Genomic DNA, 15924 nt, shown 5'->3' on the forward strand with positions numbered 1-15924 from the left:
CGGCGGCAGGATCGTCAGCGCGTGAGGAACCCCTGGTCGAAGATGCGGTCGACGACGCGCCGCGCAGCCTGACCGTCATCACGGGCGTTGAACTGGGCCTTCCACGCGTCGTACCGCGCCCGATAGGTGCTCTCGTGTGCAGGATCCGCGAGCGCGGCCGCGAGCTCATCCTGCGTGCTCACGAGCGGTCCTGGTGCGCGTTCGGCGAGGTCGAAGTAGAACCCCCGAAGCTCCCCGCGGTAGTGCGCGAGGTCCGGCACCAGGAAGTACATGGGCTTGCCCGTGACGCTGAAGTCGAACATCACCGAGGAGTAGTCGGTGATGAGGGCGTCCGCAACCAGGAGCAGCTGCGCGGTCTCGGGGTACCCGGTGACGTCGATCACCCGCGCACCATCGTGATCGCGTCCCTGCGCGAGCGTACGGGTGTGTCCACGCACGAGCACGACGGCATCGGCCTGTTCCGCCAGCACCTCGGGGTCGATGAAGTCGACCATCTCTCGACGGTCGTCGCGCCAGGTGGGGGCGTACAGGAGCACCCGCTCCCCCTCCCCGATGCCCAGAGCGGCACGGATCGCGGCGCCGTCGCCCGTCACGAGTGCGTCGTTGCGCGGATAGCCCTCGACCCAGATCGGGCGGCCGAAGAACGCGTAGGCCTTCTTCAGGATGCGCGCCGAGTAGGGGTTCTGGGCGAGCAGCACGTCCCAGCGTCGGGACTCCTTGACCACCGCGGCCATGCGACGCGGATCGAATCCCGGCCGATGCAGGGCGAGGCGCTTGAGCGGGGTGCCGTGCCAGGTCTGCAACACCTTCTGCCCCGGCTTGCGGGAGAATCGACGGCGCATCCAATCGTTGACGACGAGCAGTCGCGCGGCACCGCGTGCGCGCCACCATTCGGGGCTGCCCTCGACGATGGCGACAGCGCCGTCAGGAACGGCGACGGAGAGGTCGACGACGCTCCAGTAGCGGCGCACGCCGGGCGCGCGCGCCGCGATCTCCCGGTCGATCGCCTGCGGATTGCACCCGACGCTGCGTCCGTAGAAGCTCTCGAAGAACACGGCATTCTCTGTGCCGCCGGTCTGCGCGACGTAGCGCTCCTCCAGCGTGGACTGGCCCTCGGGCGTCTCGTAGACAGGGTCGATGGGAGCGGCGATGCTCACGTGCGGGCCGTCGACCGCGATCCGGACGCCGGGGAGCATGGTCGGGAGCACCGCGACCTCGTCCAACGGGAGGTCGTCGATGTGCAGTTCGTACTCTCCCGCGGGCAACGGGAGGACAGGTCCGCCCCAGCGGGCGACCTCGAGCGGGAACGACGCCTTCCAGGTCTTGCCGCCCCCTGTGATCCGCGCCTCGACGCGGGCGCGCGGACCCACCAGGATCGCACTCGCCGGACGCTGCCCGATGCCGGCGACGATCAGCGACTCCGCTGCCTCATCGATTCGGGCCGTTGTCATGCTGCTCCCTTCGGCGCGGGGATTCCCCGCGCGCGGATTGCCTGGTACACCCGACGGGTGTTGCGTCCGTCGCGGTACGCGTGCATCTCCGCGCTGAGCGTAGCGGACCGCGCGGACCTCGACGCGAACGCGTCCGGGTTCGCGAGGAGTTCCTCGAGCTGTGCGAGCAGCCCGCCCCAGGTCGTGGCCGCGTCATCGCCCGCGACGTCCTCGAACCGGCCGTAGAACCCCCTGGTGCGCGCATAGTCCGCGGCGTCGGGCGCCAGGAACAGCACGGGCATCGCCAGGAGCCCGACATCGAAGGCGAGCGACGAGTAGTCGGTGATCAGGACGTCGACGGCCGGAAGCGCCGGGGTGACGTCAGGGAGCACGGATGCTCCCAGCATCCGCACCCGGCGGCTCGGAAGCGCGGGGGCATAGCCCCCCTCTCCGAGCGGGTGCGACCTGACGAGGAGCAGAGCGTCGTGCCGCTCGAGAACGCGGATGATCTGGACCCACTCCTCGGCGGTGGGCACCGCAGGGTCAGCCGCGCCATCGCGCCAGGTCGGCGCGTACAGGATCGTGCGCGAGGCATCGAGGGCCCCGTCCGCGCGGTCGCGCAGGATCGCCGAGGCGCGCTCGCGGCGCTCGTCGATCGGTCCGGCCGAGAGCACATCGACACGGGGCTCGCCCGTCACGATCACGCGATCGTCGTGCAGGGCGAAGGCGGACTCCAGACGGCCGCGCGATCGGTGCGACGCCGCGGGGAGCACACGGATGCGCTGGGCGGCGTTGCGATACAGGAACGCGATCAGTCGCCGCAGCTGCGGCGCGCCGGGGACCGACGGCACCTGAGTCGTGGCGGGAGAGTCCAACCCGATCCGCTTGAGCGGGATGCCGTGCCACAGCTGCACCACGAACGCTCCCGCATCGCCATAGCGGTTGACGTCGCCGAGTCCGTGAGTGACCACGATCACGCCGGCGCGAGCCGTCGCCCACCAACCGCGCAGCCCGTTCTTGCGCACGGTGCGGATGCCGAGGGCGGCGGCATCGCGATCCTCACGATCCGACGAGGTGAGCCAGAGCGTGTCGTGTCCTTCCGCCGCAGCGAGTCGCTGCAGTGCCAGGGCTCCGTCGCCGATGCCCGCACCGCAGCCGAAGACCCAGCGTCGACCACGGGGAACCAGGAACGTGCCCATGCGCCCGACGGCATACAACGGGATCCGGAGCAGCTTGGCCGCATTGCCGGTGCCGAAAGAGAAGGACGCCACCCCGCGAGCCTATCGCGGGGTGGCGTCCTTCTCTGTGAGACGAGGGTTCAGCCGGCGAGTTCGCCGAGCGTGACCTCCGCCTCGAACTCTTTCCCGCCCCGGTTGTAGGTCACGGTGGCCGTGCTGCCGGCGGCAGCGGCCCGCACCTGCGCGGTGAGGTCGGTGGCACTCGTGATCGGCACTCCGTTGAAGGCGGTGACGACGTCATCCGCCTTCAGCCCACCCTGCTTCGCGGCGCCACCATCGGTGACATCGGCGATGTATGCGCCGGAGACGACGGCACCCTCGACCGAGGACGCATCACGCACCGAGGCACCGAGCAGTCCGTGCGTGGCCGCGCCGTCGGCGATGATCTCCTCCGAGACGCGCTTGGCGATGTTCGACGGGATCGAGAAGCCGACACCGATCGAGCCGGACTCCTCCGAGTTGCCCGAGCTGGCGATCGCGACGTTGATGCCGATCAGCTCGCCCTTGCTGTTGACGAGCGCTCCGCCCGAGTTGCCGTGGTTGATCGCGGCATCCGTCTGGATCACGGCGATGGAGATCGAGTCGCTGCTCTGCTGCTGGCCGGAGCCGGGGAGATCGAACTGGAACGGCCCCTGCTCGCCCTGCTCGGGGGTCTGCTCCTGCGGGGCATCCTCCGAGCTGGAGTCGGGCAGCGCCGACGAGGCGATCTGGATGCTGCGGTTCAGCGCACTCACGATTCCGGTGGTCACGGAGTTCGCGAGGCCCAGCGGCGCTCCGAGCGCGACGGCGGTGTCGCCGACGTTGAGCTTCGACGAATCGGCGAAGTCGATCGGCGTGAGGCCCTTGGCATCCGTGAGCTTGATGACGGCGAGGTCGTAGATCGGGTCGGTGCCGACGACCGTCGCCTCGTAGATGTGTCCGTCCGAGGTGGTGACGCGGATCGTGGGATCGGCCACCGCACCCCCGAGGGTCACGACGTGCGTGTTCGTGAGCACGTAGCCGTCGTCGCTGATGATGACACCGGAGCCGCTGCCCGCCTCGCTGGAGCCCGCCACCTCGATCGTGACGACCGAAGGAAGCGCCTTGCTGGCGACCGCCGTGGTCTCATTGACTGAGCCGGGGTTGTTGACGGTGACCGTCTCGGGGCCGGCCGCGACGCCGGTCGACGGCGAGTTCCCGACGGCGTTCCAGATCGCGCCGCCGCCGAACCCGGCGACACCGCCGACGAGCGCGGCTGCCACGACGAGTGCCGCGATCTTGACGCCACCGCGAGGCTTCGCGTCCTTGACCTTGGCGACACCGGGTGCCGCGTCGCCGGTCGCGAAGGGAGTCCCGTGCGGGAGCGTCCCTCCGAGCGGCTGCGTGGGCTGCGTCGCCGATGCATCGCTGTGGATGCCGAAGGCGGCGCCGGACGACGTCGCCGTGGAAGCCGGCGCCGTGAACGGCTGGGGCGTCGAGGGGACCGGGGGCAGCGGCACGGGTGCTGCTGCCGAGGACGTGAACGTCGACGGGACCTGATGCCCGGCGGCGGCCGGAGCGGATGTCGGCTCCTGGACCGATGCGCCCGGATCGACGGTGATGTCAGCGGACGCATCGGACGCCGGTGTGCCGGCGACCCCTGCGACCTCGGTGGGCGGCACGTCGGGTGCCGAGTGGTCGTGGGTGTTGTCTTCGTTCATGGTGTGTGCTCCTTCAACAACGCTCCCTCAGACTGCTCCCCATGTCTGTGCGTTTCTTATGGCGAAGGTGAGTTTCCCCTATGGCCTTAGCCTGTTGTTCATGAGTGTCGTCCCGGGCGCATGGCGCCGCACCGCAGCGGGCGCCGGCCTGCTCTCGAGCGACGGAGCAGTCGCACCCACCATCTTCGCAGAGATGTCCGCGGCAGCGGCCAGAACCGGGGCCATCAACCTCGGGCAGGGCTTCCCCGATGAGGACGGACCCGCGGAAGTGCTCGAGGCGGCACGGGCGGCGATCGCGAACGGTGCGAACCAGTACCCGCCGGGGCGCGGCATCCCCGATCTGCTCGCGGCGATCAGCGAGCACCAACAGCGCTTCTACGGGCTGCAGGTCGATCCGGAGCGCGAGATCATCGTCACCGCGGGAGCGACCGAGGCTCTGACCGCGACACTTCTCGCACTCATCGACGGCCCGGGTGACGAAGTGGTCGTCTTCGAGCCCTACTACGACTCCTACGCCGCGGCGGCGGCCCTCGCGGGTGCGACGCTGCGCACCGTGCCGCTGCGCGCACCGGATTTCCAGCCCGATCTGGATCAGCTCGCCGCCGCGGTGACGGATCGCACCCGGATCATCCTGATCAACGACCCGCACAACCCCACGGGCGCGGTGTTCCGACGAGAGGTGCTCGCGGAGATCGTGCGACTGGCCGATCGGCACGACGCGATCATCGTGACCGACGAGGTCTACGAGCATCTGGCGTTCCACACCCCGCACACGCCGATCGCCACGCTCCCCGGAGCGGCTGCCCGCACGCTGACGATCTCATCGGCCGGCAAGACCTTCTCGGCCACCGGCTGGAAGATCGGGTGGGTGCACGGCCCCGCCGACCTGATCACGGCAGTGCTCACGGTCAAGCAGTACCTGACGTACGTCAACGGCTCGGCCTTCCAGCCGGCGATCGCCGTGGGACTGCGCCTGGACGATTCCTTCTTCGAAGGCGCCTCCGCCGCGCTCGCCGGCAAGCACGAGCTCCTCGGCGCCGGGCTCCGGGATGCCGGATTCGGCGTGCTCGCCCCGGAAGGCGGCTACTTCACCGTCGCCGACGCGACGCCACTCGGTGGCGCGGATGCGGCGGCCTTCTGCAGGGCTCTGCCCGACCGCGCCGGCGTCGTCGCGATCCCGCTGACGGCCTTCGTCTCGGAAGCCCGCCGTGACGACTACTCCGGACTCATCCGGTTCGCCGCCTGCAAGCGTGTCGACGTGCTCGAAGAGGCCGTATCGCGCCTCGCCGTGCTGGGACGCTGAGGGCGCCTCTCAGCGCGGCACGACAGCGTATCTGCGTACTCGCAGCGACGGGTTCGTCGCGCGCACACGCGTGATCGCATCCCGCTCGACGACGCCGACCGCGATACCCTCCGCCACGCCGACCCCGGCGAGCACGACCCCCTGCGGATCGATGATCTGCGAGTGCCCCACGCCGACGGGAGTCGGATGGTCCGCCGCGACCACATACGCGGTGTTCTCGATCGCCCGCGCAGCCAGCAGCGTGGTCCAGTGGTGCTCCTTGAGCGGCCCTCTGACCCATTCCGCCGGCACCACCAGCACATCGGCACCGGCATCCATCAGCGTGCGGGCGACCTCGGGGAACCGCAGGTCGTAGCACGTCATCAGCCCGAACCGCAGGCCGCCCAGCTCGAACGTCACCGCGGAGCCGACATCTCCCGGTTCCACCCAGTCCGACTCGGTCTGGCCGAACGCGTCGTACAGGTGCTGCTTGCGGTACACCGCGAGCAGCCCGTCACCGCGCACGGCGACCACCGCGTTGCGCACGCGATGGCCATCAGATGCCTGCTCGGCGAGTCCCGCGACGATCACGACCCCGAACTCCCCCGCCAGCGCGGTGAGCGTCGCCACGAATTCGCCGTCGAGGGTCTCGGCATTCGCCGCGAGGCTCTCGTCCATCGGATCGACGAAGTAGCTCGCGTACTCGGGGAAGACGATCAGTCGCGCACCGCGCCCCGCTGCCTCCGCAGTGAGCGTGGCGATGCGCTCCAGATTGTCGGCTCGAGAGGCGGACGGCGCGAACTGGCAGACGGCGACGGGGATGGCGGAGCGCTCGGACATACTCCTCATCCTCCCGCATCCCCGAGCCGACCTCTCTCGATTCGCGCACTCCCGAAATCCGTGTTAGGTTATCTCTTGTGCCGCGGGGTGGAGCAGTTCGGTAGCTCGCCGGGCTCATAACCCGGAGGTCGCAGGTTCAAATCCTGTCCCCGCAACGAGAATGCGACACAAGAAGGCCCGGATCCGTATGGATCCGGGCCTTCTGCTTTGCCCGCTGAGTTCCCCCGCTGAGTTCCCGGCCGGCACGAGCAGCCCATCGGCGGGGGGTCACGACACGCCCTATGCCGGCCCGTCGGCACGACGCGTCCTGACTCCTCGCGATGTGGAGATGCGTGACCCGCGACATGGAGGTGCGCCTCATCCGGGCCGCTGAGCGCGGATCGACGAATGGGCGCCCCCGAGGGGACGCCCATTCGTCATCGACGCGGGAAGGTCACTCCCCCGCGGCGGCCTCCAGCTCCAGGAGCTTCTGGACGGCGGCCGTGAGGCGCTTGTCCGCCTCGCCGAACTTCTCCAGGTCGCCGGCCTTGAGAGCCGCGTCACGGTCGAGGAGGGCCTGCTGCGCGGCGGAGAGGGCCGCTGCCTGCTCATCCGTCGGCTGCGAGGGCGTCTGCCCGGCATCCGGATCGGCATCGGGATCCGTTCCAGGATCGGACGGTTCGATCTCCTCATCGCCACCCGTGGCTCCGGAGTCTCCGCCGAAGAGGGTGTCGAGGGCGTCTGTGAGCGTGTTCTCGAACGCGACCCGATCACCGAAGGCGACCAGCACCTTCTGCAGACGCGGAAGCTGCGTTCCCTCCGAGGACTGCACGTAGACCGGCTGCACATAGAGCAGACCGCCACCGACGGGGAGGGTCAGGAGGTTTCCGTAGATCACTTCCGACTCACCCTGCTGGAGCAGGTTCAGCTGCGGCACGACCGACGTGTCCGAGTTGTAGGTGTTCTGCACCTGACCGGGGCCCGGCACGGTCGTGTCGTCGTTGATCTCGAGGAGGCGCAGTTGACCATAGCCCTCCCCCTTCACGCCTTTCTCCGACCCGGCGTCCGAGTCGACCGCGAGGTAGCCCATGAGCACGTCACGCGTGCTGCCTGCTCCCTGCGAGGCGGGGATGAAGGTCGAGAACATCGAGAACCGCGCCGAGTCCTGCCCCGGCATCTTCATCGTCAGGTAGTACGGCGGCTGCAGCATCGCGTCGCTGCGCGGGTCGTTCGGCGTCTGCCACCGGTTGTCCTGCTGGGCGAACGAGTTCGCGTTGTCGATGTGGTAGATGCCGAGCACGTCGCGCTGCACCTTGAACAGATCGGTCGGGTAGCGCACGTGGCTCATCAGCTCGCCGGACATGTCGCTGATCGGCTTCACGGTCGACGGGTAGACGTTCTGCCACGTCTTGAGCACCGGGTCCTTGTCGTCCCACGCGTAGAGCGTCACCGAACCGTCATACGCGTCCACGGTCGCCTTGACCGAGTTGCGGATGTAGTTGATGTCGTCGATCGCGAGCGTCGGGGACGGCACGTTCGAGTCGGCGATCGCCTCGGAGAGGCTGACGCTGGTCGAGTACGGGTACGTGGAGCTGGTCGTGTATCCGTCGACGATCCAGACGATGCGCCCATCCACGACGCTCGGGTACGGGTCGCTGTCGAGCTCGAGGTACGGCGCGACCTTCTGCACACGGGTCTTCGGGTCACGGTCGTACAGGATCTGCGAGTCCTCGTTCACGAGGTTCGAGAACAGGATCTGCTCCGACTGGAACTTCAGCGCGTACAGCAGCTTCGTGAACGTGTCGCCGATCTTCGGCCCGCCGTCGCCGTTGAAGGTCGTCTTGGTCTCGTTGGAGCCGTCCTTGCCGCGCGGGTAGTCGATCTCGGCGGGGGCGGACGATTCCGGCGCCCCGACGATCGAGTACTCCGGGGAGTTCTCGCCGAAGTAGACGCGCGGCTCGAAGTTCTCACGGTCGGTCAGGAAGCCGGCGGAGGGGATGCCTCGCTCGAGGAAGACCGGCTCGCCGTCGGTCGTGCGCTGGTTGCCCGCCGCCGCCACGAGGCCGTAGCCGTGCGTGTAGACCGCGACGCGGTTGTTCCAGTTGTCGCCGTCGCCGAGCTTGGTGATGTCGAGGTCGCGGACGGCCACGACGGTGTCCTGCATCTCGCCGTTGATCTCGTACCGGTCGACGTCGAGCGTCTCCTCGAACTGGTAGTACGCGCGGTACTGCTCGAGCTGACGCACGGTCGGGCTGATGACCTTCGGGTCCATGATGCGGATCGAGGCCGTGGTGTCGGCATCTTCTCGCAGCTGGCCTGCTTCCGCATCGGTCTCGGCCTGGAACGACGTGGTCTCGAGGTTCGCGACGTCGTAGGCCTCTTTGGTGCCGTCGATGTTCCGCTGGTAGTACTCGGCCTGGTAGGCGTTCTGGTTCGGCTTGACCTGGAAGGTCGTGACGACCCACGGGTAGCCGACGCCGACGACGAGCGAAGCCACGATCAACAGCGCGGTCGCCGCGAGCGGGAAGCGCCAGCGTCCGATGATCGCGGTGACGAAGAAGAGCACGGCCACGAGCGCGGCGATGATCGCGATGATCGCGAGACCCGGGATGGTCGCGTTGACTCCCGTGTAGGCGGCACCGGTGATGCGATCATCCGGGGCGACGAGGGTCTTGTACCGATCGAGCCAGAGGCTGACCGCCTGCACGAGCAGGTAGAGACCGGCGATGACGGCCAGCTGGATGCGCGCGGACTTCGAGATGCGCAGCTCTCCCTGGCCGATCTGCACGGCGCCGTAGAGGTAGGACACCAGCGCGGTGACCAGCAGGCTTAGCAGCAGGACGGCGGAGACGAACGCGAGGAGCATCGAGTAGAACGGCATCGCGAACATGTAGAAGCCGGTGTCGATGCCGAACTGGGGGTCGACCGTCGAGGTCGCGACGCCGTTGGCCCACAGCCACACGGTCTTCCAGTTGCCCGCCGCGGCGAAACCCGCGAAGAGGCCGAAGAAGATCGGCATCCCCCACATGGCCAGGCGCCGCAGCGGCTCGATGACCTCCTGATAGCGGTCGAGCTGCGAGCTCAGCCGCACATAGACCGGACGCAGGCGGTACGCGAGCTGGATCACCACGAACAGCGGAACCGCCATGGCGAGGAACCCGACGACGAACATCACCGCCGTCGCGATCCACTGCGTCGTCAGCACGCCGGTGAAACCGACCTGGTCATACCAGAGGAATTCCGTGTACAGCGATGCGAAGACGAAGAACACCGCGATCAACGCGGCGATGATCACCAGTGAGATGCCGAGAATACGTCGGGACGTTCGAGGCGTGGCCGGGTTCTGAGCTGAGGTCGAGGTCACTCCTCCATCCTAGGCATGCCTTACTGGACGGGGGCTGTCATCCCGGTCACGGGGAGGTCACGACGCGGTGCAGCTGGGCAGTGCGTCGACGTCGCCGTCATCCGCGATCACCTCGAGCGCGTCGAGCGACTCCTCGAGCGTGGAAGTACGGATCACCTGCAGCCCGTCCGGAACGTGTCCGACGACCTCGTCGCAGTTCGATGCCGGCGCCAGGAAGTACTGCGCTCCGGCATCCCGCGCGCCGTAGAGCTTCTGTCGGATCCCACCGATCGGCCCGACGGTGCCGTCCGCCTCGATCGTGCCCGTCCCCGCGACGTTCTCGCCGCCGTTGAGCTCCCCCTCGGTCAGGGTGTCGATGATCCCGAGAGCGAACATCATTCCCGCGCTCGGTCCGCCGACGTTGTCGAGCTGGATGGTGACATCGATCGGGAAGTCGTAGTCGGTGCGCAGCGTGATGCCGATCAGCCACGTGGTCGCATCTCCCTGGGTGCGCTTCTCCGGGGTGATGGAGACGCTCTTCTCCTCGCCGTCGCGGAGCACCGTGAGCGCGATCGTGTCTCCCCCGGCGTCCTGGATCGTCTGCCGGAGCTGCTTCGCGGAGGTGACCTCGGCGCCGTCGATGCCCGTGATGACGTCGTCGGGCTCGAGCAGGCCTGCGGCCGGGGTGTCGTCGACCGCCTCGACGACCACGACCTTCGCCCCCGTGTCGTAGCCGAGCTCGTTCAGCGCCGCAGCCGTCGCTTCGTGCTGCGAGTCGACCATAAGCGTGGCGTTGCGCTCATCGCGCTGCTCGCTGGTGACGCCCTCCGGGAACACCGAATCGAGCGGCACGACCGCCCGGGAGGAGTCCGTCCATGCCAGCGCGAGTTCGAACCAGCTGGGCGTGCGCTCGCGGTTGCCGACCACCTGGACCGTGGTGAGATCGAGCGTGCCGGCGGTCTCGAACGTCTCGGCGCCGTCGATGCGGATCAGCGGCACCTGCTCGCCGTCCGCTCCCGCCGCGGTGCCGAGCGTGTCGTACACCGGGCCCGGCCGCTGGATCACGTACGGCGTCGGCAGGAACGTGAGCACCACCAGCGCGATGAGCGCGACGACCAGCGCCCAGACTCCCAGCCCGAGCTTCACAGACCGCGTTCGATCCACAGCATTCCTCCGTCGTTCGCGAGCGGCGTACAGCGATTCGCCCATGTCGGGGTCACCTGCAGAAACCTGTGACTAGCGTAGATCCCGCAGGCTTATGGCGTACTGAGAGGGCGATCGACATGGCGGACAACGACCCCACACCCGAGGACTTCCAGGAGTTCCTGCGGAAGATGCTCTCCGGCCAAGGCGGTGGCGACATCGACCCGGAGGCGCTGCGCGGCGCCTTCGAAGGCATGGAGGGCATGCAGTTCGACCCCGCGATGATGCAGACGATCATGTCGCAGCTGCAGGGGGCGTTCGGCGGCGACCCCTGGGAGAACGCGCTGCGTCAGGCTCTCCACATCGCCAACCGCGAGGGTCAGGGCATCACCGACGGCGCCCGCACGTCGCTGGTGGACTCCTTCGCGCTCGCGAACCTCTGGCTCGGCGAGGCGACGACGATCTCGGAGCTCGCCGAGAGCCCCACGGCGATGACCCGCGGTGAATGGGTCGAGAAGACGCTCCCGGTATGGAAGGAGATCGCCGGTCCGGTCTCGACGAGCATCGCCGACGCGCTCACGAGCGCACTGGACACGCAGGTCCCCGAGGAGATGCGCGGCGTGGTGCAGGGCGCCGGGAAGCTCATGCGCGGCGTGGGTGGCTCGGTCTTCGCCGCGCAGTTCGGCCAGGTGCTCGGCAACCTGGCGCTCGAGGTGGTCTCGGGCGGTGACGTCGGCATCCCGGTGCTGCCCGCCGGTGTCGCCGCGGTCATCCCGCAGAACCTCACCGCATTCGGCGAGGGACTCGAGATCCCGGAAGATCAGATCGCCCTGTATCTGGCGACCCGTGAACTCGCCTACGCGCGTCTCTACCGCCATGCGAAGTGGCTCCACCTGCACGTGATGGCGCAGATCACCGACTTCGCCCGTGGCGTCACGGTCGATGTGGATGCGTTGGAGGACGTCGCGAGCCGGCTCGACCCCTCCGACCCGGAGGAGTTGCGCGCGGCGATCGAAGGCGGCGCCCTGCTGCCGGCACAGACCGAGGCGCAGCGCGAATCGCTCACGCGACTCGAGAACCTGATCGCAACGATCGACGGCTGGGTGGACGTGGTCACTGCGGAGGCGACGTCGCGTCTCCCCGAGAGCACGCGCATCGCCGAGGCTGCACGACGTCGGCGTGCGGTGGGCGGTCCCGCGGAGGACGCCCTCGGCGCGCTCGTCGGGCTCAAGCTGCGCCCGCGCCGCATCCGTGAGGCATCGGCGATGTGGAGGGCCGTCACCGACGCGGTCGGCATCGCCGGTCGCGATTCGCTGTGGGACTACCCCGACCTGATGCCCACCGCCGAGGACATCGACGACCCGACCGCGCTCGTCGCCCGGTTGCAGGCCGCGGCACGCGGCGAGCAGCCCGCAGCCGACGAGTTCGACGAAGCACTCGCTCGTCTCCTGGACGGCGACGATTTCTCCGGCGCGGAATCCTCGGACGGCGCGTCCGAGGATGACGACGAGCCGGGTACCGATGGGGAGCGCCCCGAGGGCGACCGCCCGGTCTGAGTCCTCGCACCACACGACGACTGAGCCCTCCTCCCCTGACCGGGAGGAGGGCTCAGTTGTCCACGGATGCATCATCGATACCCCGCGATCCACCGCGCGTCTTCAGAATCGGAGGATGTCACCGCTCTCCCCCACCACTCTGACGCGCCTCGACCCCGACGTCCCCCTGCTGTGGAGGGACGACACCACCCTCCAGCTCGGCGTCGCGGGCGATGTCCGCGTCACGGTTTCCGCGGCGTGGATCGAGCTGCTGCTCGGTCGGATGCGCGCCGGCTTCCGTCGCTCCGCATTCGATGTCATCGCTCACGGCGTCGGCGCGCCACGACAGGAAGCGCGGATGCTGCTCGCGCAGCTCGGCGCGTTCCTCATCGACGATTCCCCGCCGCCGCGAGCGGCGTGGGTCGAGACCCTGAACATCACCGACGGGCGTGCGGCGCATCGGATGAGGGAGGCTCTCGCCGATGAGAACGTCGCCATGGGCCACCGTTCCGCCCGTGAGGATGTCGCCGTGGTCCTGCTGCAGGGTGCGGCGGCGGCCATCCAGTTCGCGCGTTACCTTCGAGACGACACCGCACACCTCCCGGTGGCGTTCGAACGGGGCTCGGTGATGGTCGGCCCGCTCGTCCGGCCCGGTGCGTCCCCCTGCCTCGCCTGCCGCGACGGACATGAGCGCGACCGCGACGCCGCCTGGCCGCGGCTGCACGCGCAACTGATCGATCGCGACGCCGGAGCACTGCGCGCCGCGATGGTCGCTGAGGCTGCCGCTCTGGCCGCGAGGTTGCTGCGCGCCGACGCGCAACCGGGCGAACTGGTGCGGCTCAGCGCTGACGGGTCCCGTGAGTGGCGTGTGGTGACGTTTCACGCAGAATGCCGGTGCCGCGCGCTGTCGTTCCCATCTCCGCCAGGAATCGAGACGGAGCCCGTTCCCCTCGTCCCGCGGATCGCGACCAGCTCAGAGCCAGGGTTCGCGCTGCGCGCGTGACGCCGACGTAGGCGAGGCGCCGCTCCTCATCGATCGCCTCGAACGTCGTGGCGTACGAGATCGGCAGAGCGCCTTCGGCCCACCCCGCCAGGTGCACGTGCGGCCACTCCAGACCCTTCGCGGCGTGCAGCGTCGACAGGGTGACGGTGCGCATGGTCGGTTCGTGCTGGTCCTTGGCCCGCGCCATCAGCGCGTCGCTGAACGAGCGGAGGTTCTCGTCGGGCCCTGCCTCCTCGGCTAGCCGCAGGATCGCCCTGCGCGCTTCCCAGCCGTCTCGCTGCGCGCCTCCGGCCTGCGGGGGCTCGTCGGTGAGGCCGAGCTCGCGCAGCACGCGCTGCACACCGGGAAGGAACCCCTGCTCGGTGGGGGCGATCGCCGCTGCGCGCAACGCCAGGATGGCCTGACGGACCTCCGGCATCGCGAAGAAGCGGGTGCCGCCGAGCACCGTCGTGGCGATCCCCTCCGCGGCGAGCGCCTGCTGCAGCACTGCGGACTGGGCGTGGGCCCGGTAGAGCACCGCGATCTCGGCCGGAGACGCGCCCGCCGCGATCTGCGCCGAGATGGCTGCGGCGATGCCCTGGGCCTCCTCCGTCTCGGTGTCGTAGGCGGTGACGGTGGGGGCGTCCGCGGCGAACTGCTCCCGTGCGGGCACGAGCTCGAGCGCACCGGGTCGTCCACGCATCAGCGCGTTCGCCGCCGTGAGGATGGGCGCCTGCGAGCGATAGTTGGTCTCGAGCCGCACGACCGTCGCATCCGGGTGGGCGCGTTCGAACTCCAGCAGATAGCGCTGCTCTGCTCCCGCGAACGAGTAGATGGTCTGGCTGGCGTCGCCGACGACGCAGATGTCGTGCCGATCGCCGAGCCAGAGCTCCAGGAGCCGGTTCTGCAACGGGGACACGTCCTGGAACTCGTCGACGGTGAAGTGCCGGTACTGCTCGTGGACGGAGGCGGCGACACGGGGCTCCGCTTCCAGCATTCCGGCGCACGCCAGGAGCACGTCCTCGAAGTCGAGCTGGCGGCGCTCGTCCTTGAGCGCCTCGTATCCGCGCTGCAACTCGACCAACTGCGTGGCGTCGACGCCCGTCACGGTGCGCCCGAGCTCGGCATGCTTCTCGATCGAGAGCATCGAGACCTTGCGCCACTCGATCTCCGAGGCGATGTCGCGGAGCGTCGCGGTGGAGCGCCGCAGACGGAGGCCGTCGGCGACCTGACCGAGCATGCGCACCTTGTTGTCGATGATCGACGGCGCGGGAGACCCGGCCAGAGTCGGCCAGAAGAAGTTGAGCTGTGCGAGCGCTGTCGCGTGGAAGGTGCGTGCAGCGACTCCTTCGACCCCGAGTGCGCGGAGGCGCCCGCGCAGCTCGCCCGCGGCCTTGGCCGTGAAGGTGACGGCCATGACGCGACCCGGCGAATACGCGCCGGTGTCGACGCCGTGCGCGATGCGGTGCGTGATCACCCGCGTCTTTCCGGTGCCGGCGCCGGCCAGCACGGCGACGGGACCGCGGAGCACGGATGCCGCCTGCCGTTGCCGTTCGTCGAGGGCGTCGAGGGCGCTCACGCCCGATCCTCGAGCCAGTCCACGATCAGCGCCCTGGCGATCGAGGCAGGACCGGGAAGTCCGACCGGACCGTCGCCGACCAGTGCCGTGCGAATCTCATCCCTGGTGAACCAGCGGACGTCGATGATCTCCTCGCCGTCGGCGCGAGCCGCGGACTCGTCGTCGACGACGGCACGGAATCCGATCATGAGAGAACGAGGGAACGGCCACGCTTGGGAGGAGATGTAGCGGAGCTCGGCCAGGCGGACGCCGGACTCCTCCTCGATCTCCCTGTGCACGGTCGACTCGAGGGACTCCCCCGCCTCCGCGAAGCCGGCGAAGCAGGAGTACATGCGTCCACCCCAGTTCGCGTTCGCGCCGAGCAGCAGCCGGTCGCCGTCGGCGCTCTCGACCGCGACGATCACCGCGGGGTCGGTGCGAGGGAAGTGCTCGCGTCCGCAGGAGAGGCAGCGGCGCGACCACCCGGCCTGACGCAGCTCTGTGCCCCCGCCGCACGTCGGGCAGAAGCGCGCATCACGGAGCCAGCCGGCCACCGCGACGGCTTCGACGAGAAGCTCCGTCTCTCCGGCGTCGATACGGCCTCCGAGGTCGCGCAACCCGAGCCAGATCTCGTCCGGCGCCGTGTCGACGCTCTCCGTCTCGGGAGGGAGCGCCGCCAGCAACAGCGGCGCACCGTCGTGGTCGCGTCCGAGCAGCGCCCAGGTCGCATCGACGACGTCGTTCGGCGGGACCCGCAGCAGAGCGGAATCGACGACGCGCACGCGCCCGTCGCGCACGACGATCGTGCGGGTCTCGGTGTCGCTGCGCAGTCGATCCAGCACCCCTGACTCCTCGCGGAGCTCGGCGGCGCGGTCGAGAGATGAACGGCGAATGGTCATCGACTCCCTCTCTCAC

Annotated in this window: 11 protein-coding genes and 1 tRNA gene; 3 read left to right on the forward strand and 9 right to left on the reverse strand. The window is 69.1% G+C overall.

Translation table 11 applies throughout. The annotated features are described in order from the left end of the window. Window positions 1-14: 14 nt before the first annotated feature. The 3 genes from ACIOVG_RS01110 to ACIOVG_RS01120 are packed head-to-tail and all read right to left on the reverse strand — an operon-like array spanning window position 15 to window position 4347. Entirely contained in the window at window positions 15-1451 is a 1437-nt protein-coding gene (locus tag ACIOVG_RS01110) for a CDP-glycerol glycerophosphotransferase family protein (protein WP_400868213.1), read from the reverse strand. Then, window positions 1448-2701, reverse strand: coding sequence for a CDP-glycerol glycerophosphotransferase family protein (locus tag ACIOVG_RS01115; protein WP_400868215.1), 1254 nt, complete (start codon window positions 2699-2701; stop codon window positions 1448-1450). Before ACIOVG_RS01115 ends, ACIOVG_RS01110 begins: the two co-directional genes overlap by 4 nt. A gap of 47 nt (window positions 2702-2748) precedes the next feature. Beyond that, the gene (locus ACIOVG_RS01120) at window positions 2749-4347 is read right to left on the reverse strand and encodes a S1C family serine protease (RefSeq protein ID WP_400868217.1); all 1599 of its coding nucleotides are present in this window, start codon (window positions 4345-4347) and stop codon (window positions 2749-2751) included. Window positions 4348-4447: 100 nt separating this feature from the next. Between ACIOVG_RS01120 and ACIOVG_RS01125 the strand changes: the two genes are divergently transcribed. Further along, on the forward strand, window positions 4448-5650 hold the full coding sequence (locus ACIOVG_RS01125; RefSeq protein ID WP_400868219.1) for an aminotransferase class I/II-fold pyridoxal phosphate-dependent enzyme: 1203 nt from the start codon (window positions 4448-4450) through the stop codon (window positions 5648-5650). Window positions 5651-5659: 9 nt separating this feature from the next. Here the strand turns inward: ACIOVG_RS01125 and ACIOVG_RS01130 are convergent, their stop codons facing one another. After that, the gene (locus ACIOVG_RS01130) at window positions 5660-6469 is read right to left on the reverse strand and encodes a carbon-nitrogen hydrolase family protein (protein WP_400868221.1); all 810 of its coding nucleotides are present in this window, start codon (window positions 6467-6469) and stop codon (window positions 5660-5662) included. 81 nt (window positions 6470-6550) lie between these two features. Here ACIOVG_RS01130 and ACIOVG_RS01135 point away from each other — a divergent pair. Continuing rightward, window positions 6551-6624 (forward strand) — tRNA-Met (locus ACIOVG_RS01135). A gap of 278 nt (window positions 6625-6902) precedes the next feature. Here the strand turns inward: ACIOVG_RS01135 and ACIOVG_RS01140 are convergent. Together ACIOVG_RS01140 and ACIOVG_RS01145 are read right to left on the reverse strand one after the other, a co-directional pair. Then, on the reverse strand, window positions 6903-9812 hold the full coding sequence (locus ACIOVG_RS01140) for a UPF0182 family protein (protein ID WP_400868223.1): 2910 nt from the start codon (window positions 9810-9812) through the stop codon (window positions 6903-6905). A 57-nt stretch (window positions 9813-9869) separates the two neighbouring features. Then, the gene (locus tag ACIOVG_RS01145; protein WP_400868225.1) at window positions 9870-10955 is read right to left on the reverse strand and encodes a PDZ domain-containing protein; all 1086 of its coding nucleotides are present in this window, start codon (window positions 10953-10955) and stop codon (window positions 9870-9872) included. A 119-nt stretch (window positions 10956-11074) separates the two neighbouring features. On the opposite strand from ACIOVG_RS01145, the gene ACIOVG_RS01150 reads away from it, so the two are divergent. Further along, complete coding sequence (locus ACIOVG_RS01150; RefSeq protein WP_400868227.1) at window positions 11075-12490, forward strand: zinc-dependent metalloprotease; 1416 nt, start codon at window positions 11075-11077, stop codon at window positions 12488-12490. Window positions 12491-12608: 118 nt separating this feature from the next. On the opposite strand, the gene ACIOVG_RS01155 is transcribed toward ACIOVG_RS01150, so the two are convergent. The 3 genes from ACIOVG_RS01155 to nudC are packed head-to-tail and all read right to left on the reverse strand — an operon-like array spanning window position 12609 to window position 15908. Further along, entirely contained in the window at window positions 12609-13352 is a 744-nt protein-coding gene (locus ACIOVG_RS01155) for a hypothetical protein (RefSeq protein WP_400868229.1), read from the reverse strand. Beyond that, entirely contained in the window at window positions 13309-15030 is a 1722-nt protein-coding gene (locus ACIOVG_RS01160; RefSeq protein WP_400868231.1) for an ATP-dependent helicase, read from the reverse strand. The genes ACIOVG_RS01155 and ACIOVG_RS01160 overlap by 44 nt, the downstream gene beginning before the upstream one ends. Further along, a complete protein-coding gene (nudC, locus tag ACIOVG_RS01165; protein ID WP_400868233.1) occupies window positions 15027-15908 on the reverse strand; it encodes an NAD(+) diphosphatase in 882 nt (293 codons plus the stop codon). The genes ACIOVG_RS01160 and nudC overlap by 4 nt, the downstream gene beginning before the upstream one ends. Window positions 15909-15924: the final 16 nt, after the last annotated feature.

Origin of the sequence: Microbacterium sp. NPDC087591, from assembly GCF_044743625.1 — a bacterium.
Classification (GTDB): domain Bacteria; phylum Actinomycetota; class Actinomycetes; order Actinomycetales; family Microbacteriaceae; genus Microbacterium.